The sequence below is a fragment of the Geodermatophilus sp. SYSU D00079 genome (assembly GCF_054050635.1).
In genome coordinates this window covers 42,414-67,394 of the sequence record NZ_JBJGZS010000015.1, presented here as the reverse complement: position 1 = coordinate 67,394, position 24,981 = coordinate 42,414, and the positions used below count along the sequence as shown (strand labels likewise).

General features: G+C 73.4%; 21 protein-coding genes. 7 read left to right on the top strand and 14 right to left on the bottom strand.

Annotated elements, in window-relative coordinates; all coding sequences use genetic code 11:
* Window positions 1-706 precede the first annotated feature (706 nt).
* Window positions 707-2,416, bottom strand: coding sequence for a molybdopterin molybdotransferase MoeA (locus ACI79E_RS13800; protein ID WP_456933123.1), 1,710 nt, complete (start codon window positions 2,414-2,416; stop codon window positions 707-709).
* 551 nt (window positions 2,417-2,967) lie between these two features.
* On the opposite strand from ACI79E_RS13800, the gene ACI79E_RS13795 reads away from it, so the two are divergent.
* Window positions 2,968-5,151, top strand: coding sequence for a molybdopterin-containing oxidoreductase family protein (locus tag ACI79E_RS13795; protein WP_456933122.1), 2,184 nt, complete (start codon window positions 2,968-2,970; stop codon window positions 5,149-5,151).
* 159 nt (window positions 5,152-5,310) lie between these two features.
* Window positions 5,311-7,677 carry a hypothetical protein gene (locus tag ACI79E_RS13790; protein ID WP_456933121.1) on the top strand — a complete coding sequence of 789 codons (2,367 nt, stop codon included), beginning with the start codon at window positions 5,311-5,313 and terminating at the stop codon, window positions 7,675-7,677.
* Between the two features lie 107 nt (window positions 7,678-7,784).
* Here the strand turns inward: ACI79E_RS13790 and ACI79E_RS13785 are convergent, their stop codons facing one another.
* From ACI79E_RS13785 to ACI79E_RS13755, 7 genes are all read right to left on the bottom strand, one after another.
* The gene (locus ACI79E_RS13785) at window positions 7,785-8,549 is read right to left on the bottom strand and encodes an SDR family NAD(P)-dependent oxidoreductase (protein WP_456933120.1); all 765 of its coding nucleotides are present in this window, start codon (window positions 8,547-8,549) and stop codon (window positions 7,785-7,787) included.
* A gap of 12 nt (window positions 8,550-8,561) precedes the next feature.
* On the bottom strand, window positions 8,562-9,536 hold the full coding sequence (locus ACI79E_RS13780) for an ABC transporter substrate-binding protein (protein WP_456933119.1): 975 nt from the start codon (window positions 9,534-9,536) through the stop codon (window positions 8,562-8,564).
* Between the two features lie 56 nt (window positions 9,537-9,592).
* Window positions 9,593-10,714 carry an LLM class flavin-dependent oxidoreductase gene (locus tag ACI79E_RS13775; protein WP_456933118.1) on the bottom strand — a complete coding sequence of 374 codons (1,122 nt, stop codon included), beginning with the start codon at window positions 10,712-10,714 and terminating at the stop codon, window positions 9,593-9,595.
* Between the two features lie 203 nt (window positions 10,715-10,917).
* Window positions 10,918-11,370 carry a MarR family winged helix-turn-helix transcriptional regulator gene (locus tag ACI79E_RS13770; RefSeq protein WP_456933117.1) on the bottom strand — a complete coding sequence of 151 codons (453 nt, stop codon included), beginning with the start codon at window positions 11,368-11,370 and terminating at the stop codon, window positions 10,918-10,920.
* A gap of 9 nt (window positions 11,371-11,379) precedes the next feature.
* Complete coding sequence (locus ACI79E_RS13765; RefSeq protein WP_456933116.1) at window positions 11,380-11,820, bottom strand: isochorismatase family protein; 441 nt, start codon at window positions 11,818-11,820, stop codon at window positions 11,380-11,382.
* Window positions 11,821-12,176: 356 nt separating this feature from the next.
* Entirely contained in the window at window positions 12,177-12,575 is a 399-nt protein-coding gene (locus tag ACI79E_RS13760) for an MmcQ/YjbR family DNA-binding protein (RefSeq protein ID WP_456933115.1), read from the bottom strand.
* A 299-nt stretch (window positions 12,576-12,874) separates the two neighbouring features.
* Window positions 12,875-14,590, bottom strand: a complete 1,716-nt coding sequence (locus tag ACI79E_RS13755; protein ID WP_456933114.1) for a SpoIIE family protein phosphatase — start codon at window positions 14,588-14,590, stop codon at window positions 12,875-12,877.
* 87 nt (window positions 14,591-14,677) lie between these two features.
* Between ACI79E_RS13755 and ACI79E_RS13750 the strand changes: the two genes are divergently transcribed.
* Window positions 14,678-15,058, top strand: coding sequence for an ArsR/SmtB family transcription factor (locus ACI79E_RS13750; protein ID WP_456933113.1), 381 nt, complete (start codon window positions 14,678-14,680; stop codon window positions 15,056-15,058).
* A 27-nt stretch (window positions 15,059-15,085) separates the two neighbouring features.
* Here ACI79E_RS13750 and ACI79E_RS13745 read toward each other — a convergent pair whose 3' ends face one another.
* A complete protein-coding gene (locus ACI79E_RS13745) occupies window positions 15,086-16,399 on the bottom strand; it encodes a HupE/UreJ family protein (protein WP_456933112.1) in 1,314 nt (437 codons plus the stop codon).
* 178 nt (window positions 16,400-16,577) lie between these two features.
* Between ACI79E_RS13745 and ACI79E_RS13740 the strand changes: the two genes are divergently transcribed.
* Window positions 16,578-17,144, top strand: coding sequence for a hypothetical protein (locus ACI79E_RS13740; protein WP_456933111.1), 567 nt, complete (start codon window positions 16,578-16,580; stop codon window positions 17,142-17,144).
* 479 nt (window positions 17,145-17,623) lie between these two features.
* Window positions 17,624-18,907, top strand: a complete 1,284-nt coding sequence (locus tag ACI79E_RS13735; RefSeq protein ID WP_456933110.1) for a gallate dioxygenase — start codon at window positions 17,624-17,626, stop codon at window positions 18,905-18,907.
* 81 nt (window positions 18,908-18,988) lie between these two features.
* On the opposite strand, the gene ACI79E_RS13730 is transcribed toward ACI79E_RS13735, so the two are convergent.
* The 3 genes from ACI79E_RS13730 to ACI79E_RS13720 all read right to left on the bottom strand — a co-directional run bounded on the left by ACI79E_RS13730 (window position 18,989) and on the right by ACI79E_RS13720 (window position 20,136).
* Complete coding sequence (locus tag ACI79E_RS13730; RefSeq protein WP_456933109.1) at window positions 18,989-19,192, bottom strand: zinc-ribbon domain-containing protein; 204 nt, start codon at window positions 19,190-19,192, stop codon at window positions 18,989-18,991.
* 212 nt (window positions 19,193-19,404) lie between these two features.
* On the bottom strand, window positions 19,405-19,740 hold the full coding sequence (locus ACI79E_RS13725; RefSeq protein ID WP_456933108.1) for a hypothetical protein: 336 nt from the start codon (window positions 19,738-19,740) through the stop codon (window positions 19,405-19,407).
* Window positions 19,741-19,899: 159 nt separating this feature from the next.
* A complete protein-coding gene (locus tag ACI79E_RS13720) occupies window positions 19,900-20,136 on the bottom strand; it encodes a hypothetical protein (RefSeq protein ID WP_456933107.1) in 237 nt (78 codons plus the stop codon).
* A gap of 322 nt (window positions 20,137-20,458) precedes the next feature.
* On the opposite strand from ACI79E_RS13720, the gene ACI79E_RS13715 reads away from it, so the two are divergent.
* The gene (locus ACI79E_RS13715; protein ID WP_456933106.1) at window positions 20,459-22,429 is read left to right on the top strand and encodes a BCCT family transporter; all 1,971 of its coding nucleotides are present in this window, start codon (window positions 20,459-20,461) and stop codon (window positions 22,427-22,429) included.
* Window positions 22,430-22,529: 100 nt separating this feature from the next.
* On the opposite strand, the gene ACI79E_RS13710 is transcribed toward ACI79E_RS13715, so the two are convergent.
* Both ACI79E_RS13710 and ACI79E_RS13705 read right to left on the bottom strand, forming a co-directional pair.
* Window positions 22,530-23,702, bottom strand: a complete 1,173-nt coding sequence (locus ACI79E_RS13710) for an NAD(P)/FAD-dependent oxidoreductase (RefSeq protein ID WP_456933105.1) — start codon at window positions 23,700-23,702, stop codon at window positions 22,530-22,532.
* On the bottom strand, window positions 23,699-24,019 hold the full coding sequence (locus ACI79E_RS13705; protein WP_456933104.1) for a bifunctional 3-phenylpropionate/cinnamic acid dioxygenase ferredoxin subunit: 321 nt from the start codon (window positions 24,017-24,019) through the stop codon (window positions 23,699-23,701). Before ACI79E_RS13705 ends, ACI79E_RS13710 begins: the two co-directional genes overlap by 4 nt.
* A 129-nt stretch (window positions 24,020-24,148) precedes the next feature.
* Here ACI79E_RS13705 and ACI79E_RS13700 point away from each other — a divergent pair, with 129 nt between their 5' ends.
* On the top strand, window positions 24,149-24,949 hold the full coding sequence (locus ACI79E_RS13700; protein ID WP_456933103.1) for an IclR family transcriptional regulator: 801 nt from the start codon (window positions 24,149-24,151) through the stop codon (window positions 24,947-24,949).
* The last annotated feature ends 32 nt before the right edge of the window (window positions 24,950-24,981 follow it).

The window sequence follows — 24,981 nt, the reverse complement described above, 5'->3', positions numbered from 1 at the left end:
CGGCGACCGCGGTGACCAGGACGCCGCAGCCCGACGCGGCGAGCCCGTCGACGACGGGCCGGGGCGACCGCGTGGACCAACGGCACCGCGCGGCGCAGGTCCCGGCCGTCCCGGAGCGGGTCGCTCTCGACCGACGCGACGTGGGTGCCGGTCACGTACCGGCTTGCCGTCATGCAAGCCCAGCGTCGGCTCCTTGCATGACGGAGGTGCTACGGCCGCGCAGCGATCCTGCGCTGGTCCGCGGGGGCGTCGAGCTCCCTCTGAACGCCTGCAGCGCCGACCTGGGGCCACCGGCGCGCAGCCCGAAACTGGGCGGTCCCCACAAGCCATTCGGTTCCTCGAGGCGCGCGTCGACGACCGTCGCCCCGCTCGGTCCCGCGCATCGGCGGTCATGCCGTCCCAGTACTCCAGCCGCACGTGGATGTGGCGTCTCCTGGGTTGCGTAGTGGCGGCGCAGTAGCCGGTTGGCGTCGGCATTGCCCGCTCCAGAGGCGTGGGCCGAGGCGCCCGGCCACGGGGGAGGCGCAGCCCGGTGAGCCGGATCGCGGTGCCGGTCGAGGCGGTCCGCGCCGTGGCCGGCAACCGCGTCCAGTCGGTACCTCTGACGCCCGCCATCCGCGAGCGGTTCTTGGTGGAGAGAGCCGGCAGGTCCAACAGCCCCGGCAGGTGGTGGCGAGGATGAGGTGTCGGACATCGTCGAACGAGGTCAACGTGGAGCACACGGCGGGCCGTCCGCAGCGACCGCGCGGTCGCGCCGGCGCCGGAACGTCGTCGAGTCCAGGGCGGCGCGGAGCCCCTCGACCGGCCGGCACGAGGCGGAGGCCGCAGGAACGACCAGCACCTCGACGAGGTCGGCGGTGCGCGCGACTTCGAGGACGGTGACCGGGCCCAGCCGCCGCGCGTGGCCGGCGGTGGCGCCCTCGTCCGGCTGGCCCTGCCGCAGCGGGAGGGCCAGCGCGGCGGCATGGCAGAGCCCGTCGGCCAGGGCGTCGACGGCGTCGGCCTCGTCACACGCCGCCCAGGTCACGGCCCCGGCCGGCAGCTCCGCGGTACGCACGTCCAGCAGGGCCTCGATTGCGGCCGATCGTCGTCCCCGAACGACGACGGTGTCCGGCGCGCACGGGGCGCCGGCGACGGGCACCGCCAGGACGGCGGCCCCGGCGGGGAGCTCTCCGGTGCCGGCGGGGACTCGCAGCACCGCTTCCGCCTGCACGAGCGTGGTCAGCGCGCCGGCGCCGCGGGGCAGGGGGACGGCGACCAGCCGCTCCTCGGCGGTCCGCGGGTGGGGGATGCGGGCGAGCCGGACGCGGACGTGGTCCTCGACGGGCTCCGGTGACCGGAGCGCGACGGCCAGCCGGGCGGGGATCCCGCGCTCCATGACCGGATCGCACTCGCGACCCAGGAGCCGGTCCAGCAACGGCCGCACGAAGCAGGCGAAGGCGCGCTCGGCCGATCCGGGATACCCCGGCACGCCGACGACGGGCACGATCCGCTCGCACTCCAGCACCCCGAGGAGGACCGGGTGTCCGGGCCGCATCGCGACGCCGCGCACCGCGACCCGGCCCAGCCGGTCGAGCACTGAACCGGTGTGGTCGTCGCGTCCGGCGCTGGAGCCGGCGATCACCAGGACCAGGTCGGCGCGTTCCGCGGCGTGGGCCAGGGCCGCGGTGATCCGGTCGGGATCGTCCGGGACGACCGGCAGGGCCAGTGCCGCGCAGCCGGCGTCCTCGGCCAGGCCGGCGAGCATCAGCGAGTTGGTGTCGAGGATCTCGCCGGGGCGCAGCGGAGAGCCGATCGGCCGGATCTCGTCGCCGGTCGGCACGATCGCCACGACCGGGCGGCGGCGCACGCTCACGGTGGTGTGCCCGACCGCCGCGAGCGCCGCCGCGTCGACGGGCCGGATGCGGTGCCCGCCGGGGAGCACGACGGCCTCGGACTCGACGTCCTCGCCGATCCGCCGCACGTGCCGGCCGGGGGAGGGCCACGGGTCGGTCACCACCGCACTCCCGCCGGGCAGGAAGGCGACCTGTTCGCGCACCACGACCGCGTCGCGGCCGTCCGGCACCGGGTCGCCGGTGTCGACCCGGTCGAACTCGCCCGGGGCCAGCTCGACCGGCCCCTCGCGCGGGTCGGGGCCGCTCGTCACCGCGATGCCGTCCATGGCCGCGGCCCGGTAGGCGGGCACCGGGTGCCGGGCACGCAGCTCGGCGGAGGTGACGCGGCCGCGGGCGGCGCCCACCGGCACCGTCTCGCCCCTGGGCGCGGGATGCCAGCCCGCGGACAGGCACGTGCCCATCCAGGCGCTGAACGCCGCGGCCACCGGATCGGCCGGAACAGCGGCCGGCGTGGTGGCCTGCGGTGCGGCGCAGCTGCAGGAGGGGTGGTCGTCGACGGCCCGTGGCTGGGTGGCGGTCACTCGCCGTCCCCGCAGACGGCGTCAGCGCCTGGTGACGCGGAGTCCTTCGAACGGCTCGGTGACCGTGCTGGTGGGGCGGGATCGCCGCCGGCCGTGAAGGGCTCGTGGTTGTCGGCGGAGACGGCCGAACGCGCGTAGTCGAGGGCCTGCGGGGGCGTGGGCATCCGGTGCTCCTGCGGGTCGGGGACCGAGCGGTACACACCGGGGAGGAACGCCGGCCGAAATGGCCGGGACGCCCGGTGCAACAGCCGTCAGGGTGCCATTGTCCGGTCGCCGGGTGAACCGTCGAGATGCCGAGGCCGGCCGGCGGCCAGCGCCCTGAGCTGCAACGACATGTTCTCGAAACGGCGCCGCCGCGGCGATTTTCGATTCATCCCCGTACCTTCGACTGCCGCGGAAAGGGAGGTCCATGGCCATCGTCCCGGCGCACGCACATCTTCATTCCTCCGACACACCTCTGAAACGCCGGATCCGCTGGACTGACGACCTCGGACCCGCCTTGGCACGGGCCGGTGGTCGCCCAACCCGTCTCCTCCGTGGAGGTCCTCCCGATGACGCTCGCACCCGACGCCGGACTGCGCGGCAAGGAACTGACGATCGTCCGCGGCGCGTGCCCGCACGACTGCCCGGACACCTGCGCCATGCTCTACACCGTCGAGGACGGCCGGCTCGTCGACGTCCAGGGCGACCCCGACCACCCGATGACCAAGGGGCGCCTCTGCGTCAAGCTCAAGAACTTCCCCGAGCACCACTACCAGGCCGACCGGCTGACGCACCCCATGCGCCGGGTGGGCCCGAAGGGCGCCGGCGCGTTCGAGCCGATCACCTGGGACGAGGCGCTCGCCGAGATCAAGCAGCGCTGGACGGCGATCATCGACGAGTACGGCAGCCAGGCGATCATGCCGCACGCCTACCTCGGGCACCAGGGCGTGCTCAACGGCCTGACCTCCGGCGACGCGTTCTTCAACCGGCTCGGGTCGACGGTCGCGGAGAAGACGTACTGCGAGTCGGGTTCCTCGACCGCCTGGCACATGACGGTGGGGGGCACCGGCGGCCTCGACGTGGAGTCGATGGTGCACGCGAAGTACATCGTCGTGTGGGGCATGAACATGACCAGCACGAACATCCACGGCTGGCCGTTCATCCTGCAGGCGCGGAAGGAGAACGGCGCCAAGATCGTCGTCATCGACCCGGTCCGCACCCGCACGGCGAACCAGGCCGACTGGCACATCCCCATCCGGCCCGGGACGGACGGCGCCCTCGCCATGGGGCTGATCCACGAGATCATCGCGCAGGGGCTGACCGACACGGACTACGTCGAGCGGTACACGCTGGGCTACGACGAACTGGCCGAGCGCGCGGCGAGCTATCCGCCGGAGCGGGTCGCGGAGATCACCGGCATCCCCGCCGAGGACATCCGCACGCTGGCCCGCGAGTACGCGACCAGCCAGCCGGCGGCGATCCGCCAGGGGGTGGCGATCGAGCGCAGCCGTGGTGGCGGCCAGGCCATCCGGGCCATCACCTGCCTCCCCGCGCTGGTCGGGGCCTGGCGGCACGTCGGCGGTGGCACGATGGAGATGCCGATCTGGGAGTTCCCCACGCTGTTCGACCGGATCTGCATGCCGCAGTGGATCCCCGAGGGCACCCGGGTGGTCAACGAGCTCGACCTGGGCATGGCGTTGACCGGCGAGATGGCGTTGGACCCGCCGATCAAGTCGTTGTTCGTCTACAACTCCAACCCGGTCTCGCAGGGTCCGGCGCAGACGAAGACGATGCAGGGGCTGATGCGGGAGGACCTCTTCACGGTGGTCAGCGACCACTTCATCACCGACACCGCGCGCTTCGCGGACCTCGTGCTGCCCGCGACCATGCAGGCCGAGCAGCTCGACATCATGGTCACCTGGGGGCACCTCTACATCTCGCTCAACCAGCCGGCCATCGCCCCACCCGGCGAGTGCGTGCCCAACGTCGAGCTGTTCCGGCGGCTGGCCGCGACGATGGGGTTCGACGAGGACTACTGGAAGCGCACCGACGAGGAGATGCTCGTCGACTTCCACGACTGGGACGCCCCGGCGCTGAAGGGCATCACGCTCGAGACGCTCAAGCAGACCGGCTGGGCCCGCCTCAACGTCGGCCTGCCGGGCGAGCGGGCGCCGCACGCCGAGGGCAACTTCCCGACCCCGTCGGGCAGGTGCGAGTTCCGGTCGAGCCTCGCCGAGGGCGGCAACTTCGTCGTCCCGGTGTGGCGGTCGATGTACGAGGCCATGCAGCCCGGCGGCTACGTCGACCCGCTGCCGGACTACGTGCCGCCCTTCGAGTCGCCGGAGTCCGACCCGGAGCTGGCCGAGCGGTACCCGCTCAACATCGTCTCGCCCAAGCCGCACGCCTTCCTCAACAGTCAGTACGCCAACGCCTCGGACAAGCAGGCCGTGCAGGGCGAGCAGCGCGTGTTCATCCACCCGGCCGACGCCGCCGACCGTGGCATCGTCGGCGGGGAGACGGTGCGGGTGTTCAACGACCGCGGCAGCTTCACCGGCCCCGCCGTCATCGAGGACACGCTGATGCCCGGGGTGGTCATGGCCAACGTCGGCCACTGGCAGAGCAAGAGTTCCGGCAGCACGGTCAACTCCATCACCGCCGACCGGCACAACATGCTGGGCAACGCGGGGGTGTACTCGGACAACCTCGTGGAGGTCCGCAAGGCCGAGGACGCCCCGCCGCCCACCGCCCCGTGACCGCGGTGGGCCTGCCGTGGCATGGCGCCACCGACGCCGAGCCGGCGCGCCTGGTCGCCGGGCGCCGGGCGGACCGTGCTGACCGGCACTCCGAACCGCGCGGCGCGCTCGCCGAGGACGCCAGACCAGTGCCGGCCCTCAATCAGATGTCCTCCACCGGTGGCTGAGCCGTCGGCCCCGGAGACCGATCCCAGTGGCGGGTTCGTGCGGGTGCGCGGTGCCCGCGTGCACAACCTGCGCGACGTCGACGTCGACGTCCCGCGCGGCGCGCTGGTCGCGTTCACCGGCGTCTCCGGGTCGGGGAAGTCGTCCCTGGCCTTCGGCACGGTGTTCGCCGAGGCGCAGCGCCGGTACCTGGAGGTGCTCGCCCCGCACGCGCGCCGGCTGATCACCCAGATGGCGGCCCCCGATGTGGACGACGTCGGCGGCCTGCCCCCGGCGGTCGGGCTGCGCCAGCAGCGCGGCGGAGGGGTCAGCGACCGCTCCACGGTGGGGAGCCTCTCGACGCTGTCGAACACGCTGCGGTTGCTCTTCTCGCGCGCCGGCACGGCGGTGGAGGGCACGCCGCCGCTGGACTCGGAGGCGTTCTCGCCGAACACGCACGCGGGCGCCTGCCCGGCCTGCTCGGGGCTGGGCCGCACCTACCGGACCACCGAGGAGACGTTGGTCCCCGACCCGTCGCTGAGCATCCGGCAGAAGGCGATCGCGGCCTGGCCGGGTGCCTGGCACGGCAAGAACCTCCGCGACATCCTCGGCGCCCTGGGGCACGACGTGGACCGCCCCTGGCAGGAGCTGCCGCAGGAGGAGCGGGACTGGATCCTGTTCACCGACGAGCAGCCGGTGGTCACGGTGACCCCGGTCCGCGACGCGACGACGGTGCAAGGTCCCTACGCGGGCACGTACACGAGCGCCCGCCGGTACGTGCTGCACACGATCGCGACGACGAAGAGCGAGGCGCTGCGGCGACGGGCGCTGCAGTTCGTCGAGACGGTGGACTGTCCCGCGTGCGCCGGCCGGCGGCTGCGGCAGGAGGCCCTGGCGGTCACCGTGGGCGGGTACGCCATCGACGAGATGACGGCGCTGCCGCTCGACGAGCTGGCCGCGCTGCTGACCGGCGCCGGCCTCGCCACCCCGGTCGCCAAGGGTCTGGTCGAGGACCTGGTGGAGCGCATCGAGACGCTGACCGGGCTCGGTCTGGGGCACCTGACGATGGCCCGGCCGGTGCCCACGCTGTCGGCCGGGGAACTCCAGCGGCTGCGGCTGGCCGCGACGGTCCGGGCCGGCCTGTTCGGCGTCGTCTACGTGTTCGACGAGCCCTCCGCGGGACTGCACCCGGCCGACACCGCCGCCGTCGTCGACGTGCTCCGGCGACTGCGGACGGCGGGCAACTCGGTGTTCGTCGTCGAGCACGACATGGCCGTGGTGGGGCAGGCCGAGTGGCTGGTCGACGTCGGGCCCGGCGCCGGGGGCGCCGGGGGCCGGGTGCTGCACAGCGGGCCGGTGGCGGAGCTGGCCGGCGTCGCCGCGTCGGTCACCCGCCGGTACCTGTTCGGGCGAGCCCCGGGGACGCCGCGGCGGGCGCGCACCCCCGACGGGCACGTGACGCTGCGGGGCCTGTCCCGCCACAACCTGCGGGGCATCGACGTCGACCTGCCGCGCCGGGTGCTGACGGTCGTCACCGGGGTGTCGGGCTCGGGGAAGAGCAGTCTGCTCGACGAGGTGGCGGCCGCCGCCGAGGGCGGCGGGTGGCGTGTCGTCCGGCTGGACCAGACCCCGATCGGGCGGACCCCGCGGTCCAACCTGGCCACCTACACCGGCCTGTTCGACGCCGTGCGCGCGCTGTTCGCCGGGACCGCCGAGGCGCGCCGCCGGGGGTACGACGCCGGTCGGTTCTCCTTCAACCGGCCCGCCGGCCGGTGCCCCGACTGCGAGGGGGAGGGGTACGTCAGCGTCGAGCTGCTCTTCCTGCCGTCGCTCTACGCGCGCTGCGCCTCGTGCGACGGGGACCGGTACAACCCGGAGACGCTGGAGGTGACCTACCGGGGAGCGACGATCGCGGAGGTCCTCGACCTCACGGTGGAGGAGGCCGCCGGGTTCTTCTCCGCCGTGCCCGCGGTCGCCGGCCCTCTCGCGGCGCTCCAGCACGTCGGTCTGCACTACCTGCGGCTCGGGCAGCCGGCGACCGAGCTCTCCGGCGGCGAGGCGCAGCGGCTGAAGACCGCCACCGAGCTCGCCCGGCCGCGGCGCGGCGGCGGCCCGGAGACGGTCTACCTGCTCGACGAGCCGACCACCGGCCTGCACCCGGCCGACGTCGAGATGCTGGTGACGCACCTGCACCGTCTGGTCGACCGGGGGGCCACGGTGGTGGCGGCCAGCCACGACCTTGCGGTGGTCGGTGCGGCGGACCACGTCGTCGAGCTGGGGCCCGGCGCCGGGCCCCGCGGCGGCACCGTCGTCGTCACCGGGCCGCCCGGCGCCCTGGCTGCACACCCGGACAGCGTCACCGGCCGGTATCTCGGGCGGTGAGCGGATGAACCGACTCGGGGTCACCTCGACCTGGTCGCTGACGGAGGGGCCCACGACGGCGAACTGGTCGTGTCGCTCCTCGCTCGTCCTTCGGCTGGTTCCCAGCGTCAGCTGAACGCGACGCCGCCGTCCACGATCAGGGTCTGGCCGGTGATGAACCCGCTGCTCCGGGAGCACAGGAAGGAGATGGCGGGGCACAGGTCGTCGGCCTCCATCGGGCGGGGCACCGCCCGCCGGCTCGCGGCGACCGACAGGTAGTCGGCGTCGTTCAGCGATCGCGTCGCCTCGGTCTCGACCAACCCCGGGGCGATCGCGTTGACGGTGATGCCGTCGGCGCCGACCTCGCGGGCCACGCTGCGGGTGAGCGCGATGACCGCGCCCTTGGAGGCGGTGTAGTGGGCGAAGAACGGCACGCCCATGTGCACCGTGGACGACGCGATGTTCACCACCCGGCCGTGGCCCTGCTCCTTCATGGCCGGGTGGACGGCGCGCATGCCGAGCCACACCCCTCGGGTGTTGACCGCCATCACGCGCTCCCACTCGTCGACGGTGATGTCGGTGAACGGGCGCTTGGCGCCCAGCCCCTGGTAGATCGCCGCGTTGTTGACCAGGGCGTCGATCCGGCCGTGCCGCTCCAGCGTCGTGCTCACCAGCCGATCCCAGGAGGCCTCGTCGCTCACGTCGGCCCGGACGTGGGTGACGTCCAGGCCACCGGCGTCCCAGGCCGCCTCCGCGACGTCCGCCGCGACGACCGCCGCTCCCTGTGCCGCCAGGTACCGGCTCACCGCCGCTCCGATGCCGTGCGCGCCACCGGTCACCAGGACGACCGTTCCCGGCTCGACACTGCCCTGCCCGCTCCCGAACGTGTCCATCGTCGACGCCTCTCAGCCCTGGGGGAGCAGCGCGTCGAGGTCGGCCGGGCCCTCGAGGATCCCGTAACGGGCGCCGACCTCGGACATGTACTCGAAGGACCCGCGCTCCAGTTCCTGCGGCCAGGCGGCCAGGGTGATCGTTTCGGCGAGTTCCGGGCTGAGCTCGGTGTAGTCGCCCAGGATCCCGCGCGCCTCGTCGGGGTTCTCCGTGGCGTACGCGAAGGACTCCTGCAGGCCCTCCACGAAGGCGTCCACCAGTTCCGGGTCGGACTGCACGGTCTCGGACGCGGCGAAGTACCCGCCGATGAGCAGCGGGTCCTCCTGGGCCTCGGCGAACACGTTCGACAGGCAGCGGGCGCCCTGCTGGATCGCGATCGTCTTGAACGGCTCCACCGAGGTGGCCGCATCCACCTGACCGGTGGCGATGGCCTGCGGGACGTCGGGGTGCGCGATCTCGAGGAACTCGATCGTCGAGGAGTCGGCGCCGGCGCGGTCGACCACGTCGCGGATGACCGCGACGTTGATGTTGCCCAGCGTGTTGGTGCTGACCCGCTTGCCGGCCAGGTCGGCGACGGACTGCAGGGGGCTGTCCGGCGGGACGATGACGCAGCCGAAGTCGTCGGCGGGATCGCCGGTCGAGGAGTTGCCGGGCGCGATCACCTGGATCGGGAGGCCGGCCTCCTGCGCGACCATCAGCGACAGCGTGTTGCTGAACGCGAAGTCCTGCTCCCCGCTGACCACGGCGGGGATGAGAGCCGCGCCGCCCTGCCCGGTGACCACCTCGACGTCCAGGCCGCGTTCGGAGAAGAAGCCCTCCGCGACGCCGAGGTACAGGGGGGCGACGTCGGCGATCGGGACGACCCCGACGGTCACCTGACGGGGCGCGTCGCTCGAGCCGGCGCCGGCCGCCGCGCCGTCCTCACCCCCGCCGCAGGCGGCGAGCAGCACCGAACAGGACAGCAGGACGGTCACGCGCAGGCGGGACATGGAGGGCCTCTCGACGGTGGGGGATCGCATGACGCAGGTTCGGGGACGGTGCGGTCTCAGCGGATCGGCTCGGGTGCAGCCCGATGGGCGGTCTCGGCCAGGACGGCGGGGACGACCTCGTCGCGGAACAGCCGCACCGAGGACAGCACCGTGTCGACCTGCAGGGAGCCCCACGCGAAGGCCCCGGCGAGGTAGTTGATCTCCCCGACGGTCACCGCCTCGGCGACCTGGGCGGCGACGGTCTGCGGCGACCCGACGAACAGCTTCCGCTCGGCCACCAGCCGGTCGAAGTCCAGCGGGCCGGTGAAGCGGTCGCTGCCGTGAAGGCGCCAGAGGTGGGTGAAGCTCTCGTAGTGGGCGTCGAAGGCGGGCCGGGCGATCCCGACGGCTTCCTCATCGGTCGGGGCGACCAGGACGTGCCGCAGCATGCCGAAGCGCGGCGTCCGGCCCGGCAGGCTGTAGCGGACTCCGCCGCGCGCCGCGGACTCCCGGAAGCAGGCGAAGAAGACCCGGCTCTGCTCGCGTACCACCGCCAAGGGCGGGGAGGCGAAGCCGAACCCGAACAGGACGTTGTACCCCTCGTCGCCCAGCCGCGGGATCGAGGCGGCGTTGGAGGACGGGTACCACAGCGGCGGGTGCGGGCGCTGGTACACCGGCACGTGCAGCGGGACCTCCTCGCCCGCGGGGCCCTCCACCCCCGGCCGGCGGAACCGTCCGGTCTCCATCGCCTCGACGATGGCCGGGAACAGCTCCTCGAAGCGCTCGGCGGTCTCTGGCGGCGTCAGGCCGTACATGGCCGCCTCGATGGGAGAGGACCCCTTGCCCACGCCGACGTCCAGCCGGCCGTGGCTGAGCTGGTCGAGCATGCAGATCTCCTGCACCAGCCGCAGCGGGTCGTACAGCGGGACGATGAAGGTGGTCGGCGCCAGCCGGATGCGCTCGGTCTCGCGGGCCGCGGCGGCGATGAACACCGACGGGGACGGCGCCAGGCCCAGCGGCGTGCCGTGGTGTTCGGCGATGTGATAGGTGGAGAACCCGCTCCGGTCGGCCTCGGCGAGCACCCGCAGCCGGGCGTCGTAGACCTCGGCCGGCGTCATCGCGGGGTGGGCGTCGAGCCAGTCGAAGAGTCCGAACTCGAGGTCCGGTGGCGTGGCCTGGTCTTCCGGCTGTGCGGACATCTGCCCTCCTGGGCCCGGGTCGGTGGGCGAGCTCGAACGACGCGTCGGGGCGTCGTGGTGCCACGTGAGCCGGACGGTCCGCAGCGAGTCACCCCCGCCGCGGGTGTCGGCCTCGCACGCGGAGTGTGACGTGCCTCATTCAAGGGGGAGATGGTTCGTACGTCAAGAAACGGCCTGCGCGCCGCAGCGGACCGCCCGGCGGCTCAGTCGGCCGTGACGAACTCCTCCAGGAGCCGGAGGAACACCGTCGTCTTCTCCGGCGGCAGCCGGGCCTCGAAGGCCTGCCGCAGGCGTTCGACGCGCGGCTCGAGTTCGGCACGCAGGGCGCGCCCGGCCTCGGTGAGCCGCAGCTCGAAGCGCCGCCCGTCCTGGGTGGACCGCTCCATGGTCAGGTACCCGGCGGCCTTCAGGCGGTGGACCACGGCGTGGGTGCTGGCCGGGTCCAGTGCGACGAGGCGGGCGATGCTGGCCTGGTCGAGCGGCTCGTGTCGGCCGAGCGTGGACAGCACCGCGTACTGCACCGACGACACCGTCCCGGAGACGTGGCGCGTCCACATCTCGTTGTGGACCTGCCCGGCTCGGCGGATGAGGTGGCCGGGGAGGCGGGCGAGGTGCGGGGCCACGGCCGGTGCCGTCGTCTCGTCGCCGGTCGCCACGGTGGGAGTCTAGGGAGAGTCGGCGGCCGACCCCGCCGGAACGGCCCACGAGGTGAGGAGCTCGTCGGTGGTCACCACCGGCCCGATGGTCGCGGCGAACTCGGCGCACGGCGTGGCCTGGTGCACCACCCCGAGGGCCTCGGTCGCGTCTGCGACCAGGACCGGACGGTAGCCGCGGGCCACCGCGTCGACGCCGGTCGCCCGCACGCAGACGTCGGAGGTGAGCCCGACGAGGACCACCGTGGGGCGGGCCAGGCCGCTGAGCACGAGTTCCAGTGGGGTGACGGCGAAAGCGGAGTACCGGTGCTTGACGGAGGTGGAGTCCTCGTCAGCGACCAGGTCGCCGAGTGGTTCGGCACCCCAGCTCCCCGCGGCCTCGATCGGGTCCGTCTCGGGCTCGATGGTCGTGCCGCCCGTTCCCCGGCGCCGCCGACCCGGGTGTCGGTCCACCGCGAGTGCTGGGTGTGCACGTGCAGGCCCGGGAGGCCGGCGGCCCGGGCCGCCGGTGGCAGCGTGGTGATCCGCTCGACGGCCGCGAGCGCCGGGGCGCAGTCGACTCCCCGGCTCCCGAGCGTGCCCTCGGGGTGGCAGTAGTCGTTCTGCAAGTGGACGACGAGCACGAGGGCTTCGTCCGGAGCGATCTCGGCCGGGTGCATGGTCACCTCTCCACCGCGGCGGTGTCGTCGGAGGAGGGTGACCGTGCGGGTCGAGGACGTCGCCGCCTCGGGGGAGAGCAGTGGCGCCGGAACGGTGCGTCGATCCCGCACTGGTCGACGACGCGCTGGGCGCTCCGGCGACCTGCCTGGTCAGCGGAGCCTGAAGACGTCGGTCCGGGGCCGGACGTCGGCCGTGACGGGTCGACGGGCGTGGGGGAGGGCTGCGGCCACCAGCCGGTAGGAGTTCTCGACGAGGTCGCGGACCAGGTCTTCTGCGACGTTCGCACCCGCCCAGACGCTGAGCCAGTGCCGCTTGTCCATGTGGTAGCCGGGAGAGATGTGCGGATGCGCGGCGATCAGCTCCGCTGCGACCTCCGGTTCACACTTGACCGTGACCACCGCACGGCCGGGCACCTGGGTGGTGAGCAGGAAGACCTTCCCGCCGACCTTGAACACGTCCCAGTCCGGGCCGAACGGGTGCTCCCAGGAGGTGGACGCCAGCTCCATGGCCGCCTGCTCCGCGACGTCGAGCAGCGCCTCGCCGTCCATCCTGCCTCCCGTCCACGCTGTGCGCTGTCGGTCCCGTCCGCGCCCGTCGCGCGCCGCGCAGGTCGCGGGGTGCCCCGCGAGGGGAGCGCCTCGAGTGCCACTGCGACGCCGACGACATCGTCGTCCAGTGGCCGGGGGAGCGGCGGGTCGGCCGGGGCAGCGGTTCTGCCCACCATTGCACCCCGTCCGCAGCTCGGGGCCGTGTCCGGAGAGATCCGGAGCGCCCCCTGACTCGTTCGGGAGGCGGTTCGCCCCCTCGACCACCTCCAGGTCACCCCGGGTCCGGGCCGTGGAGGCGGTCAGCTGCCGGGGTCGTCCCGACCCACGGCCGGGGGGACGCGCACTGGGCCGGCCTCGTCCGGACGGGGGCGGTCCTGGTGGTGCAGGCGGATGGCGACGAGGGCCAGGTCGTCCTCCGGTGTGGTCTCGACCAGCTGGTCGATGAGCTCGTCGCACAGGTCGTCGAGGGGGCGGTCGGCCAGCCGCGCGGCGGCGGTGCGGAGGCGGGCCATCCCCTCGTCGAGATCGGAGTTGCGGCGTTCGATCAGCCCGTCGGTGTAGAGCAGGACGGTGGTGCCGCGGTCCAGGGTCACGACCGACTCGGTGCGCGGGGTGGTGTGGTCCACGCCGAGCATGAGTTCCCCTCGCCAGGTCGTGAGGTCGGCGACGGTTCCGTCGGGGTGGATGACCAGGGGTGGGGGGTGGCCGGCGTTGGCCCAGCGCATCCGGGTGACACCGCGCGCGAGCTCGGCGGGGGTCTGCTCGAAGCGGGCGAGCGCCGCGGTGGCGTAGGTGTGCAGGTCCAGCTGGGTCATCGCGGCGTCGAGCTGGCTCAGCAGCCGGGCCGGCCCGGCATCGCCGGTGACCGCGATGCCGCGCAGCATGCTGCGCAGTTGTCCCATCGACGCGGCCGCCGCGGTGTCGTGCCCGACGACGTCGCCGATGACCAGCGTGGTGGCCCCGTCGGGTTGGACGAAGGCGTCGTACCAGTCCCCGCCGACCCGCGCGGCCTCGGCGGCGGGCAGGTAGCGCACGACGATCTGGGCGTGGTCGGGCTCGGGTGGTGCGGTGAGCATGCTGCGCTGCAGCTCCTCGGCCAAGCGTCGCTGCTGCTCGTACAGGCGCGCGTTGTCCAGGGCCAGCCCGATGCGTTCGGCGACCTCGGTGGCGGTGGCGACGTCGGCGGCGTCCACCGTCCGGTGCCGGTCGTGGACCACGGTGAGGGCGCCCAGGACCCGGCTGGGCCCGCGGATCGGCAGCACCGTCATGGTGCCCGGGGCCAGTGCCCGCAGGAGTTGGCGCGCGGAACCGGTGGCCACCGTGCCCAGCCCGCGATCGGTCAGCTGTCTCGCGGACAGGGCCACGGGGGTGCCCGTGGTCACCGCGCGCAGCGCGGGGGAGGTGGTCGGGGAGGACAGCTGGGCGGCGGCGGCGTAGCGGCGGACGAGGGCGGTCTTCATCGGGTCCACGTGCCAGCCGCCGGCGTCCTGCAGGCTGCCGTCCTCGGCCACCAGCGCGACCGTCGCCCAGCTGGCCAGCGCCGGGACCAGCAGGCGGGGGATGCGTCCGGCGGCGGTCGACGCGTCCAGCGTGCCGGCCAGTTCGGCACCGACCCGGGCCAGCAGCGCCAGCCGCTCGAGCGCCTGGCGGCGGGCGCTGACCTCGGTGAAGTACAGCCACAGCCCCTGCGCGGTGGGCACGGCCTGCACCTCGAACCACCGGTTCAGAGGTTCCGGGTAGAAGGCCTCGACGGTGTGGGGCTCCCCGTTGGCGACCGCCCGCCGGTAGGCGCGGCCGACGTCGTTGTCCACGTTGGCCGGAAAGGCGTCCCAGTAGGAGCGACCCAGCAGGCCGGCCCGGGCACAGCCCATCATCTGCTCCGCGGCGGCGTTCACGAAGCGGACCGTCCAGTCGGTGTCCAGCTCGATCAGCCCGATCGGCATGGTCTCCAGCGTCTGGGGTTCGGCCCCGAGCCCGTCCTTGCCGTCACCCTCTGTGCGCCACCAGCGCGCCATCACACCTCTTCGTGGTGTCACCCTGATTGCGGACTTGATGACTTTATCAACCGAATGTCGGGCGAGCAGCTTCGTAGCATGGTCCTCATGCCGTTCACTCCTGGCCGACCGCTGGCCGAGGCCAAGGCGGAGCTGTTCAAGGCCCTGGCCCACCCCGCGCGGATCCGGGTCCTGGAGTTGCTCGCGGAGCGCGACCGCACGGTGGGCGAGCTGGCCGACGGCACGGGGCTGGAGCTCTCCCACCTGTCCCAGCAGGTGAGCGTGCTGAGGCGGGCGGGGATCGTCGGCAGCAGGCGGGTGGGCAACAACGTCATCTGCACCCTGTGCGATCCCCAGACCGCCGAGCTGCTCGCCGTCGCGCGCCGGATGCTGACGGCGAACCTGCGACAGGGGCAGGCGCTGCTGGAAGAGCTGGACAACGCGCAGGACGCCGTGTCGCTGGCGGACACGGCACGCCCGACGACCTGAGCGCCGACCGGTCACGCGGTGCGGATGTCACTGGGGCGAGGCGGTGAGGACCTCGTCCGGGACCCGACCGGCCGGGCGGAACCGGGTCCGGCGCTCGGCCGTCCAGAAGCACGCGGCCACGACGGCGAGCCCGCTCACCACCCACCAGGGATGGGTGATGACCGCGTCCTCCGCTCCGGACAGCGGGTTGGCGAGTACGCCGAGGCGGTCCAGCGTCCACCCGGTGGCGGCGGCGAGTGCCACGGCGGCACCGGCCAGGCGCAGCGCCGGGGAGTACCGGGTCCGGGACGCCACGTACAGCGACGGGAAGACCAGCGCCACGGTCAGCAGCTGCGCCAGTTCGACGCCGACGTTGAACGCCAGCAGTGACAGCACCGAGGCCGAGCCGTCGAGGCCCAGGTCGGTGAGGATGCCGGCGAAGGCCAGGCCGTGGACGAGGCCGAAGCCGCCGGCGATGAGCACCTCGCCCCGGCGGGCCAGCGGTCGGAGGGCGTGCACCGCCGCCACGCCGACCGAGGCGGCGATGAGCACCTCGACCGGTGCCCCGGGCACGGCCACCCAGCCCAGCGCCGAGGCGATGAGCGTGAGCGAGTGCCCGGCGGTGAACGCGGTGACGACGGCGAGCACCCGTCGCAGCGTCGCCGCGAGGCCCTCGCGCCGCTGCCACCTGCCGGCGACCACGACCAGGGGCGCGACCAGCAGCAGGGTGAGCAGGAAGAGCAGGTGGTCGGCGCCCTCGAGCACGTGGTGCAGGCCGTAGCCGACCATGTCGGTGAAGCCAGTGGAGATCGCGCCGGTGGTCGTCTCGCCGATCTGCAGACTGCTGTCGGACGCGGTGAGGACGCCGGCGGTGGAGATGTCACCGGCCGCGTCGGTGAGGACGACGACGGCCTCGTGGGCCGGGTCGGCGTCGATGATCCCGTCGTAGGTCAGGGTGAACGCCGAGGGGTCGGCGCCGCCGGGGTCGAGGGTGACCTCGACGCTGAGGGACTCGATGCCCTCGACCGACTCCCGCACGACACCGCTGTGGGTCTCGGGCCACGCCGTCCCGTCGGCGCCGGTCACGGTGAGGTGCTCGTCGAGGTAGGCGGTGACCGCGTCGGCGTAGGAGTCGACGTCCGTGGCGCTCGTGTGGTCCGTGCCGACCGCCTCGTCGAGGGTCTCGAGCGCCACGCTGATCGTGGCGTCCACCGAGTCCTCGCCCACGCGCACCGACAGCGTGCTGCTGTCCAGGCTGTGCGCGTGGGCGACGGCGGGGGTGAGCAGGAGCAGGCCCGCGCTCAGTCCGCCGGTCAGGGCGGCACCGGCGGCGAGCGTGCGGGTGCCGGGAAGGGTGGTCACGACGTCCGACCGTGAGGGCCGTCGCTGGGAGGTCCCTGGAGGCGGGCTGGGAGCTCGTACCACTGGACGTCACCGCTCGGTGCCACAGTGTGTTCACAGTGGACGTCCAGCGACGGCCGAGCGGCGCCGGCCACCGTGGAGCCCGACCGACTCACCCCGACATCGAGATGAGCCCACGATGCAGCTCCGCACGACCGTCGCCGCCCTCCTCCTGACCGCCGTGGTCCCGATCGCCGCAGCATGCGGCACGACCGCCGAGGCCGCCTCCACCGGCAGCAGCACGGCCGACAGCAGCACCGCCGACACCGGCTTCCCCGGTGGCGGGCCGGGAGAGGGCGGCGGCCCGGGTGGCGTCGACGTCTCCTCCGTGACCACCGAGGACCAGCTGGTCGAGCTGGTCCAGGAGGCCTACGGCGACGCGGGCCTCGACCTGCACCGCGGCCACCAACCCGTCCAGGACGTCCTCGACGAGGTCCTGACCATCAGCCACGACGAGCTGCACGTCCGCATGGACGCCGGCCAGAACCTCGCCGCCGTCGCCGAGGACCTCGGCATCGACCCGCAGACGCTCGTCGACGCGCTCGTGGAGTCCTGGAGCCCGGCGATCGACGACCTGCTCGCCGCCGGCACCATCACCGAGGACGAGGCCGAGCAGTACCGCGCGGCACTCGAGGAGGCCTTCACCTTCCGCGTGAACTGGGACGGCGAGGAGGCCACGCCCACCTTCACCGGCCTCGACGCCTGAGCCGGGCGGTGACCCCTGGGTCCGGCGGCACGCCCGGCGGACGTCAGCCGGTTCGTGCCCGGCCGGACCGGCGACGGACCGATGCCGGACGTGTGGCCGCCATTCATCTCTCCTGGCGATCGCTGAGGCCGCAGACCAGTGTTGGACCGATCGCTCCACCGCCTCGACACTCGTCGCGTGGAGCCAGCGACCATCCCGACGAGGACCGGCGCAGCACCACGACCTGCACCCAGATCGCGCCCGGGGTCGCCGAGCAGGTCGCGCTGCCGGCCTTCCCGCAGGAGATCGACGTGGAGTCCGATCAGCGCGGTCGCCGGGCTCGTGCAGCAGTACGGGGCGACCGAGGACCAGATCGACGTCGACGCCCTCATGGCCACCGGCTGACCCCGGGGTCCGCGCCTCCGGTGCGCGGCACCGACCATGGTGTCCGTCGACACCGCGGACACCTCACCGACAGACCTCGAGCAGTGGGAGAGAACATGGCAAGGATCGTGGGCGGCATCGGCATGTCGCACTCGCCGACCATCGGGTTCGCCCTGGACATGCAGAAGCAGGACGACCCGGCCTGGGCGCCGATCTTCGAGGGCTTCGCCGAGGTGCGGGACTGGGTGCGGCGGCGGGACGTCGACGTGCTGTTCATGATCTACAACGACCACATCACGTCGTTCTTCTTCGACCACTACTCGGCCTTCACCCTCGGGGTGGACGACAGGTACCTCCCGGCGGACGAGGGCGGTGGCCCGCGCGACGTGCCGCCGGCGGAGGGCCACGACGCCCTGGCCCGCCACATCGGTGCCGCACTCATGGCCGACGAGTTCGACATGTCGTTCTTCCAGGGCAAGGCGCTCGACCACGGCGTCCTGTCGCCGCTGTCGATGATGGGCGACGCGGACGGTCCCTGGCCGGGGAGCATCGTGCCGCTGCAGGTCGGCGTCCTGCAGCTGCCGATCCCCAGCGCCCGCCGCTGCTACAAGCTCGGGAAGTCCCTGCGCAAGGCCATCGAGAGCTTCCCGGACGACGACCTGCGCGTGGCCGTCGCAGCCACGGGGGGCATGTCGCACCAGGTCCACGGGGAGCGCGCCGGCTTCATCAACGAACCCTGGGACGACGAGTTCCTGCGGCTGCTCGAGACCGCCCCGGAGAAGCTGGCCGAGATGCGCGTCGCGGAGTTCGCCGAGCTCGGTGGCTGGGAGGGCTCGGAGGTGATCACGTGGCTGATCATGCGAGGCGCGCTCTCCGGCACGGTCACGAAGGTGCACGCCAAGACCTACGCGCCCTCGGTCACCAACATCGCCACCGTGGTGTTCGAGGACCTGGGGGACGCCCCGGATCCCGCCGAGGTGGCGGCCTACCGCGAGCACATCGGCTCGCAGTACGCCGGAGCCGAGCAGCTGGCGGGCACCTACCCCTTCACCCTGGAGCGCAGCCACGCCTGCTTCCGCATCAACGACTTCCTCCACCGGCTGGTCGAGCCCGGGCACCGGCAGCGGTTCGTCGACGACTTCGAGGCCCTGGCCGCGGAGTTCGGGCTGACCGAGGAGGAGCGCGACCTGATCCGCGGCCGCGAGTGGCTGGAGATGGTGCGCCGCGGGGTCAGCTTCTTCGTGCTGGAGAAGATGGCCGCGGTGCTCGGCGTCTCCAACCCGCAGGTCTACGCCAGTTTCCGCGGAGAGACCCTCGAGCAGTTCATGGCCACCCGCAAGGTGCCGATCCAGTACTCCGTCGCCGGCGGTGCCAAGGCGGCCCACATCGACGGGGACTGAGCCGCTCACCCACCGGGACGGGGCTCCCGGCGGTGGGCCCCACCTCCGTGGACCGCGGCGAACCGGGCACCTGGAGCGCGTTCAGACCTCGACGGCGGTGCCGCAGATGCTGCAGACCTCGAGGTGATGGCGGCCCCACCGGGCGATCGGCACGAAGAACACCGTGAGCTGTTTGGCCTGCCGGACCCGCGCCCACTGGGTGGTGTTGCCGCAGCGCGGGCAGGTACGGACCTCCCCGGGCCCCAGGTCCTGCTGCTTGGTGCCGAAGCCGAAGAGGAAGAACACCTCGCCACCCTAGGCAGCGGACACCCACCGCCGTCCGGCGCGCGTGCCGCCTGGCCCGGCCGTGCTCCGGCCCCTGCCGTCGGCTGCCGCGCAGGAGTGCCCCGGCCCCGAGCACTCGTGGACGCCGGCGGGCCGGCACCGCTCCGATCCCGTGGCGACCCTCCCGTGACGTCGGCACGCCCGACAGGGCTCGCACGAGGGGGTGGGCGACCTCATCGGCGCAGGTGACGAGCGACGCAGGTGACCACCCCTGAACCGCAGTCGCTGACCGCGCGTCGCGGCTGGTGCCGGCGTGGGATGAGAGCGCCCCACGTCCGTCGTCGTGGGATCCGGTCCCGGATGCGCTCACGCGGCACGTCGACGTCCCGCGAGACCAGGTCGCCGTCGGAGCCGGCGGCGACGTACCGGACCGCCGCGCGCCAGCCGGTGCCGTCGTCGTACATCCGCCATGCGTGCTGGATGGCGGGCCACCACCGTCCCGCAGAGTCGACCTCGACGTGGCGCGGTGGGTCGATGCGGCGTTCGACGAGGACGTGACCGTCGTTCACGAGACGGGAAGGTACTGACATGAGCCGGCCCACACGGGGCCAGGCCTCGGTCCCGGCCGGCTCAGGAGGCGGCGCTGGAGGCGCGCTCGTGAGGTCGTCCAGGAGCGGGCACCCCCCGGCGCTGCAGTTCGGTGCGCGGTGAGTGGGCGCCCGTCGCAGTCATGCGGTGAGCCGTTCGCACTCCCCGCACCGCGGAACCGTCCCGATGTCACGCCAGTCCACGTCCGCCATCGCCGTGACCAGCACGCCGCAGATCGACGCGGCAAGGCCGTCCACGACCGGCCGGGCCACCGCATGAGCCGTGCCGCCCCTGCGATCGAGGTCCCGGCCGCCTCGACGCGGATCGTGCTCGAGGGACGCAACGTGCGTGCCGGTCACGTACGGGATGGCCGTCATGCCACAAGGGTCGGCCCGTCAGATGTCGGCATCGCAAACTCCGGACGGCGATCCGGTGATGGGCTGGGGATGTCGCGGCGCGTCGGGCCGAGCGCACGAGGGCCGGCACGTCCGACGGGGGTCTCGGCCTTCCCCTCGGCGACACCGGCCCGCTCCGCGCCCGCATGGAGCCCCGCAGAGCGGTCGTCTCGCGCACAGGCGAGCAACCGGTCCCGGGACGAGACTGTGCCCTGAGTCACTGTCGCCTCTTGTCCCATCCCACCGGCTCTGGTTCCCTCTTGCGAAGTCGGTTCCGAATGACGCAACAGGAATGGGGAGTGTCATGGAGCAGCCGCACGGCAGGCACGTCTCGACCTCCGGTCCGCCGAGCCGGGCGGAGGTGAACGGACAGCACCCGGCCGCCGGTGACGCGGGCCGAGCGGCGGAGGAGGGCTCCCGCGCTCAGGTCGGGCAGGACGCCGTGGCCGAGTGCCACCCCGCGCTCGCCGAGACCCCACCCTGCGTCGCCGATCGGCACTGGGCCGTGGACCGGGTCCTGTTCGCCATCGCCGCGGCCATGGCACTGGGCTTCGTGGTCTGGGGCTTCGCCACCCCCACCGGGCTCGGCACCGTGAGCGGCTCGGTCCTCGGCTGGATCACCGGGAACCTGGGCTGGCTGTTCGTGCTGCTGGCCTCGGCGTTCGTGATCTACGTGATCTGGCTGGCGGCCAGCAAGTACGGACGGATCCCGCTGGGACGCGACGACGAGCGGCCGGAGTTCCGCACCATCTCCTGGATCGCGATGATGTTCAGCGCCGGCATGGGCATCGGGCTGATGTTCTTCGGGGTCGCAGAGCCGCTGTCCCACTTCGTCGCCCCGCCACCGCTCACGACCGAGGCCGAGAGCGCCGAGGCCATCCAGACGGCGATGGCGACCACGCTGTTCCACTGGACCCTGCACCCGTGGGCGATGTACGCCGTCGTCGGGCTCGCCATCGCCTACGGCACGTTCCGCAAGGGGCGCCGCCAGCTGATCAGCTCCGCCTTCATCCCGTTGCTCGGGCGGCGGCGCGCCGAGGGCCCGGCGGGCCGGGTCATCGACGTCCTGGCCATCTTCGCGACGCTGTTCGGGTCGGCGGCCTCCCTGGGCCTCGGTGCCCTGCAGATCGGCAGCGGCGTGGAGATCCTCGGCTGGGCCGGGGACGTCGGCAACGGCGTCCTGGTCGCGATCATCGCGGTGCTGACCGCCGCCTTCGTCGCCTCGGCCGTGTCCGGCATCGAGCGCGGCATCCAGTGGCTGTCGAACACCAACATGGTCCTGGCCCTGGTGCTCGCCGTGTTCGTCTTCGTCCTCGGTCCGACGATCTTCATCCTCAACCTGATCCCCGACGCGGTTGGCAGCTACTTCTCCGACCTCGGCGCGATGGCCGCGCGCACCGAGGCCACGGGCGGCGACCCGATGGCCACCTGGCTGCGCGGCTGGACGGTCTTCTACTGGGCGTGGTGGATCAGCTGGACGCCGTTCGTCGGCCTGTTCATCGCCCGCATCAGCCGCGGCCGCACCATCCGGCAGTTCGTCACCGGCGTGCTCCTGGTGCCCAGCCTGGTCAGCCTGCTGTGGTTCGCCGTCTTCGGTGGAGCCGGGATCGCCGCCCAGCGCGACGGCCTCGACGTCGCGGGACAGGGCACCACGGAGGGGCAGCTGTTCACCGTCCTCGACCAGTACCCCCTGGCCACCGCCGCGACCGTGCTCGTGATGGTCCTCGTGGCGATCTTCTTCGTGTCCGGTGCGGACGCGGCCTCGATCGTCATGGGGTCGCTCTCGCAGCGCGGCACCCTGGAGCCCAGCCGCTGGGTCGTCGTCTTCTGGGGCGTGGTGATGGGCTCCGTCGCGGCGATCATGCTGCTGCTGGGCGAGGACGGCGCCGCGCTGACGGGTCTGCAGAACCTCACGATCATCGCGGCACTGCCGTTCGCGCTGGTGATGGCGGCGATGGCCGTGAGCCTGGTCAAGGACCTCCGCCGCGACCCCATCATCCTGCGCGGCAACTACGCCAACCTGGCGATCGAGAAGGCCGTCGTCGACGGCATCACCCGCCACGGGGACGACTTCGTCATCGTGGTCGAGCCGTCCCGGACCCCGGACACCCCCGACACCGGGGGCGTGGCGGGGGCGGGGTCCGCCCAGCCGGGTGGCCCGGCATCGGTCAGCCGGAGCGGCAACTTCGTGGTGCAGGAGGGGAGCCCGTCCGTCCCCGCGCCGAGTCAGCCGGCGGCGCAGCCCATCGGTCGCCCGCAGGACCCGCGCGACTGACGGGTCCCTGCCGGGGACCGGCCGGAGGTGGGGACCCCGGTACCGGAGCGGCAGCTCCGGTACCGGGGTGGGCCACGCTGCCGTCGCACCGGTCAGGAGGTCAGGACGGTGACGGCACCGCCGAGCGCAGGTGCCGGCGCCACCGGGTGAACAGGCGGGGCTGGTCCATCCCGAGGACGGCGACGGGCTGCCCGTCGCGCTCGTAGACCGCCAGGAAGCTGCGGTCGGCGCAGCTGCCCTCCACCACGCGGGGGACGTCGCCCTCGCGGCGGGACCCGGCGAACTGGATGCGGGCGCCGTACTGGTCGGACCAGAAGTAGGGGACCGGGGCGGGCGGGGGCTCCCCGTCGCCCAGCAGGGTGGCGACCGCGGCCGCCGGCTGCTCCAGCGCGTGGGTCCAGTGCTCGACGCGGACGTGCCGCTGCGCGGCGGGGGACCACGCCGCGGCGCAGTCGCCGACGGCCACCACGCCCGGGACGGTGGTGGCGCAGCGCGCGTCGGTGAGGACGCCGTCGCCGAGGGCCACGCCCGAGTGGGCCAGCCACTCGACGTTCGGGACGGCGCCGATGCCCACGACCACCACGTCGGCGGGCAGGCGCGTGCCGTCGGTCAGGTCGACGGCCTCCACCCTGCCGTCGCCGACCAGTCCGGCGACCCCGGTGCCGACCAGCAGGCGGGTGCCGGAGTCGCCGTGCAGCCCGGCGCAGACCGCGCCCATGTCGGCGCCCAGCGGACCGGCGAGCGGGACGGGCTGGCTCTCGACGACCGTGACGTCCCACCCCAGCGCGCGGGCCGTGGAGGCGACCTCCGCCCCGATGAAGCCGGCGCCGACCACGACCAGGTGGCCGCCGGCGGCGAGGTCCTCCCGTAGGGCGACGGCGTCGTCCAGGGTGCGGAGCACGTGCACCCCGGCGAGGTGCGCGCTGCCCGGCAGGCGCCGGGCACGGGCCCCGGTGGCGAGGACGACGCCGTCGGCCCGGACCTCGCTGCCGTCGCTCAGCAGCACCGCGCGACCGAGCCGGTCCACGCCGACCGCCGCGGTGCCCAGTCGCCACTCGAGGCCGAGCTCCTCGTCGTCGGGTGCGCCCAGGGCGATGTCGTCCCGGGACGCCGTGCCCGCCAGGAACCCCTTGGACAGGGGCGGGCGGTCGTAGGGGGCGTGCACCTCGTCGCCGATGACCACGATGCGGCCGTCGTAGGCCCGGTCCCGGAGGGCGCGCGCCGCCGACAGGCCGGCCAGGGACGCCCCGACGACGGCGACGGTGGGGATCACGCGGCATCGTCCGCGGCGATCCCGGGCTGCACGTGGACCACGCCGTCCCGGACGACGACCCGGTGCGTGCGGACCGCGGTCCTGGCCGGCGGGCCGGACACCTCGCCGGTGCGCAGGTCGAAGCACGAGGCGTGCAGGGGGCACTCGACGGCGCACCCGTCCAGCCAGCCGTCGGCCAGTGAGGCGTCCTGGTGGGTGCACGTGTCGTCGATCGCGTAGAAGGCGCCGTCGACGTTGAAGACGGCGATGGGCTCGTCGGCCGCGACTCGGATCGCCTCGCCGGGCGGCAGCGCGGTCGTGGGGCAGACCGGGATCATGGGGGGCTCCAGGCTGACACTCGTTGCGGTTGACGCAACATGAAGCTGATGACGCAACAGCATGGTCGCCCCGCTCGGGCGGGTCAAGAGGCGAGCCGACCCCCACCGTCCGGCACCTACCCTGAGGTCATGAGTGGCCCCCAGGGAGAGAACGCCGAGCGGAGCTCGGTCGCCGTCGTCCAGTCCGTGGACCGGGCACTGAGCGTCCTGGAGATCCTGGCGGCCCAGGGGGAGGCCGGCGTCACGGAGGTGGCGGCCGAGCTCGGCGTGCACAAGTCCACGGCCTTCCGGCTGGTCGCGGCGCTGGAGAGCCGGGGCTTCGTGGAGCAGCTGGCCGACCGGGGCAAGTACCGGCTGGGCTTCGGTGTCGTGCGCCTGGCCGGTGCGGCCGCCGCGCAGCTGGACATCGCCCGCGAGGGGCGGCCGATCTGCGAGGCGCTGGCCGCCGACCTCGAGGAGACGGTGAACATCGCGATCCTCGACGGTGACCGCGCGGTCAACGTCAGCCAGGTCCGCGGGCCCGCGGCACTCAGCACGCACAACTGGGTGGGGCAGGGCACCCCGCTGCACGCGACGTCGAGCGGCAAGGTGCTGCTCGCCCACGCGCCCGACGCCGTCCGCAAGGACGTGCTCTCCCGCGAGCTGCCGCGCTACGCCCCCGCCACGATCACCGACCCCGAGGTGCTGCGGCAGCACCTGGACCAGATCGTGGAGCAGGGCTGGGGCTCCACCGTCGAGGAGTACGAGGTCGGGCTCACCGCCGTCGCCGCACCCGTCCGTGGCGCGGACGGGGACGTGGTCGCGGCCCTCAGCGTGTCCGGGCCGTCCTTCCGCCTGGCCGAGGAGGACTTCCCGAGGCTCGCCCGGCGGGTGCAGTCCGGCGCCGAGGAGCTGAGCCGGAGGCTGGGCTTCTTCGCGCAGTCCCACTGACCCGGCGGGGCGCCGCCCCCTTCCGTCCGCGG

Coding starts and splice junctions, on each gene's coding strand:
- ACI79E_RS13715 (WP_456933106.1), top strand. CDS start 20,459: ATGGAGCAGCCGCACGGCAGGCACGTCTCGACCTCCGGTCCGCCGAGC.
- ACI79E_RS13785 (WP_456933120.1), bottom strand. CDS start 8,549: ATGGACACGTTCGGGAGCGGGCAGGGCAGTGTCGAGCCGGGAACGGTC.
- ACI79E_RS13740 (WP_456933111.1), top strand. CDS start 16,578: ATGCAGCTCCGCACGACCGTCGCCGCCCTCCTCCTGACCGCCGTGGTC.
- ACI79E_RS13750 (WP_456933113.1), top strand. CDS start 14,678: ATGCCGTTCACTCCTGGCCGACCGCTGGCCGAGGCCAAGGCGGAGCTG.
- ACI79E_RS13780 (WP_456933119.1), bottom strand. CDS start 9,536: ATGTCCCGCCTGCGCGTGACCGTCCTGCTGTCCTGTTCGGTGCTGCTC.
- ACI79E_RS13720 (WP_456933107.1), bottom strand. CDS start 20,136: ATGACGGCCATCCCGTACGTGACCGGCACGCACGTTGCGTCCCTCGAG.
- ACI79E_RS13700 (WP_456933103.1), top strand. CDS start 24,149: ATGAGTGGCCCCCAGGGAGAGAACGCCGAGCGGAGCTCGGTCGCCGTC.
- ACI79E_RS13775 (WP_456933118.1), bottom strand. CDS start 10,714: ATGTCCGCACAGCCGGAAGACCAGGCCACGCCACCGGACCTCGAGTTC.
- ACI79E_RS13760 (WP_456933115.1), bottom strand. CDS start 12,575: ATGGACGGCGAGGCGCTGCTCGACGTCGCGGAGCAGGCGGCCATGGAG.
- ACI79E_RS13795 (WP_456933122.1), top strand. CDS start 2,968: ATGACGCTCGCACCCGACGCCGGACTGCGCGGCAAGGAACTGACGATC.
- ACI79E_RS13755 (WP_456933114.1), bottom strand. CDS start 14,590: ATGGCGCGCTGGTGGCGCACAGAGGGTGACGGCAAGGACGGGCTCGGG.
- ACI79E_RS13705 (WP_456933104.1), bottom strand. CDS start 24,019: ATGATCCCGGTCTGCCCCACGACCGCGCTGCCGCCCGGCGAGGCGATC.
- ACI79E_RS13735 (WP_456933110.1), top strand. CDS start 17,624: ATGGCAAGGATCGTGGGCGGCATCGGCATGTCGCACTCGCCGACCATC.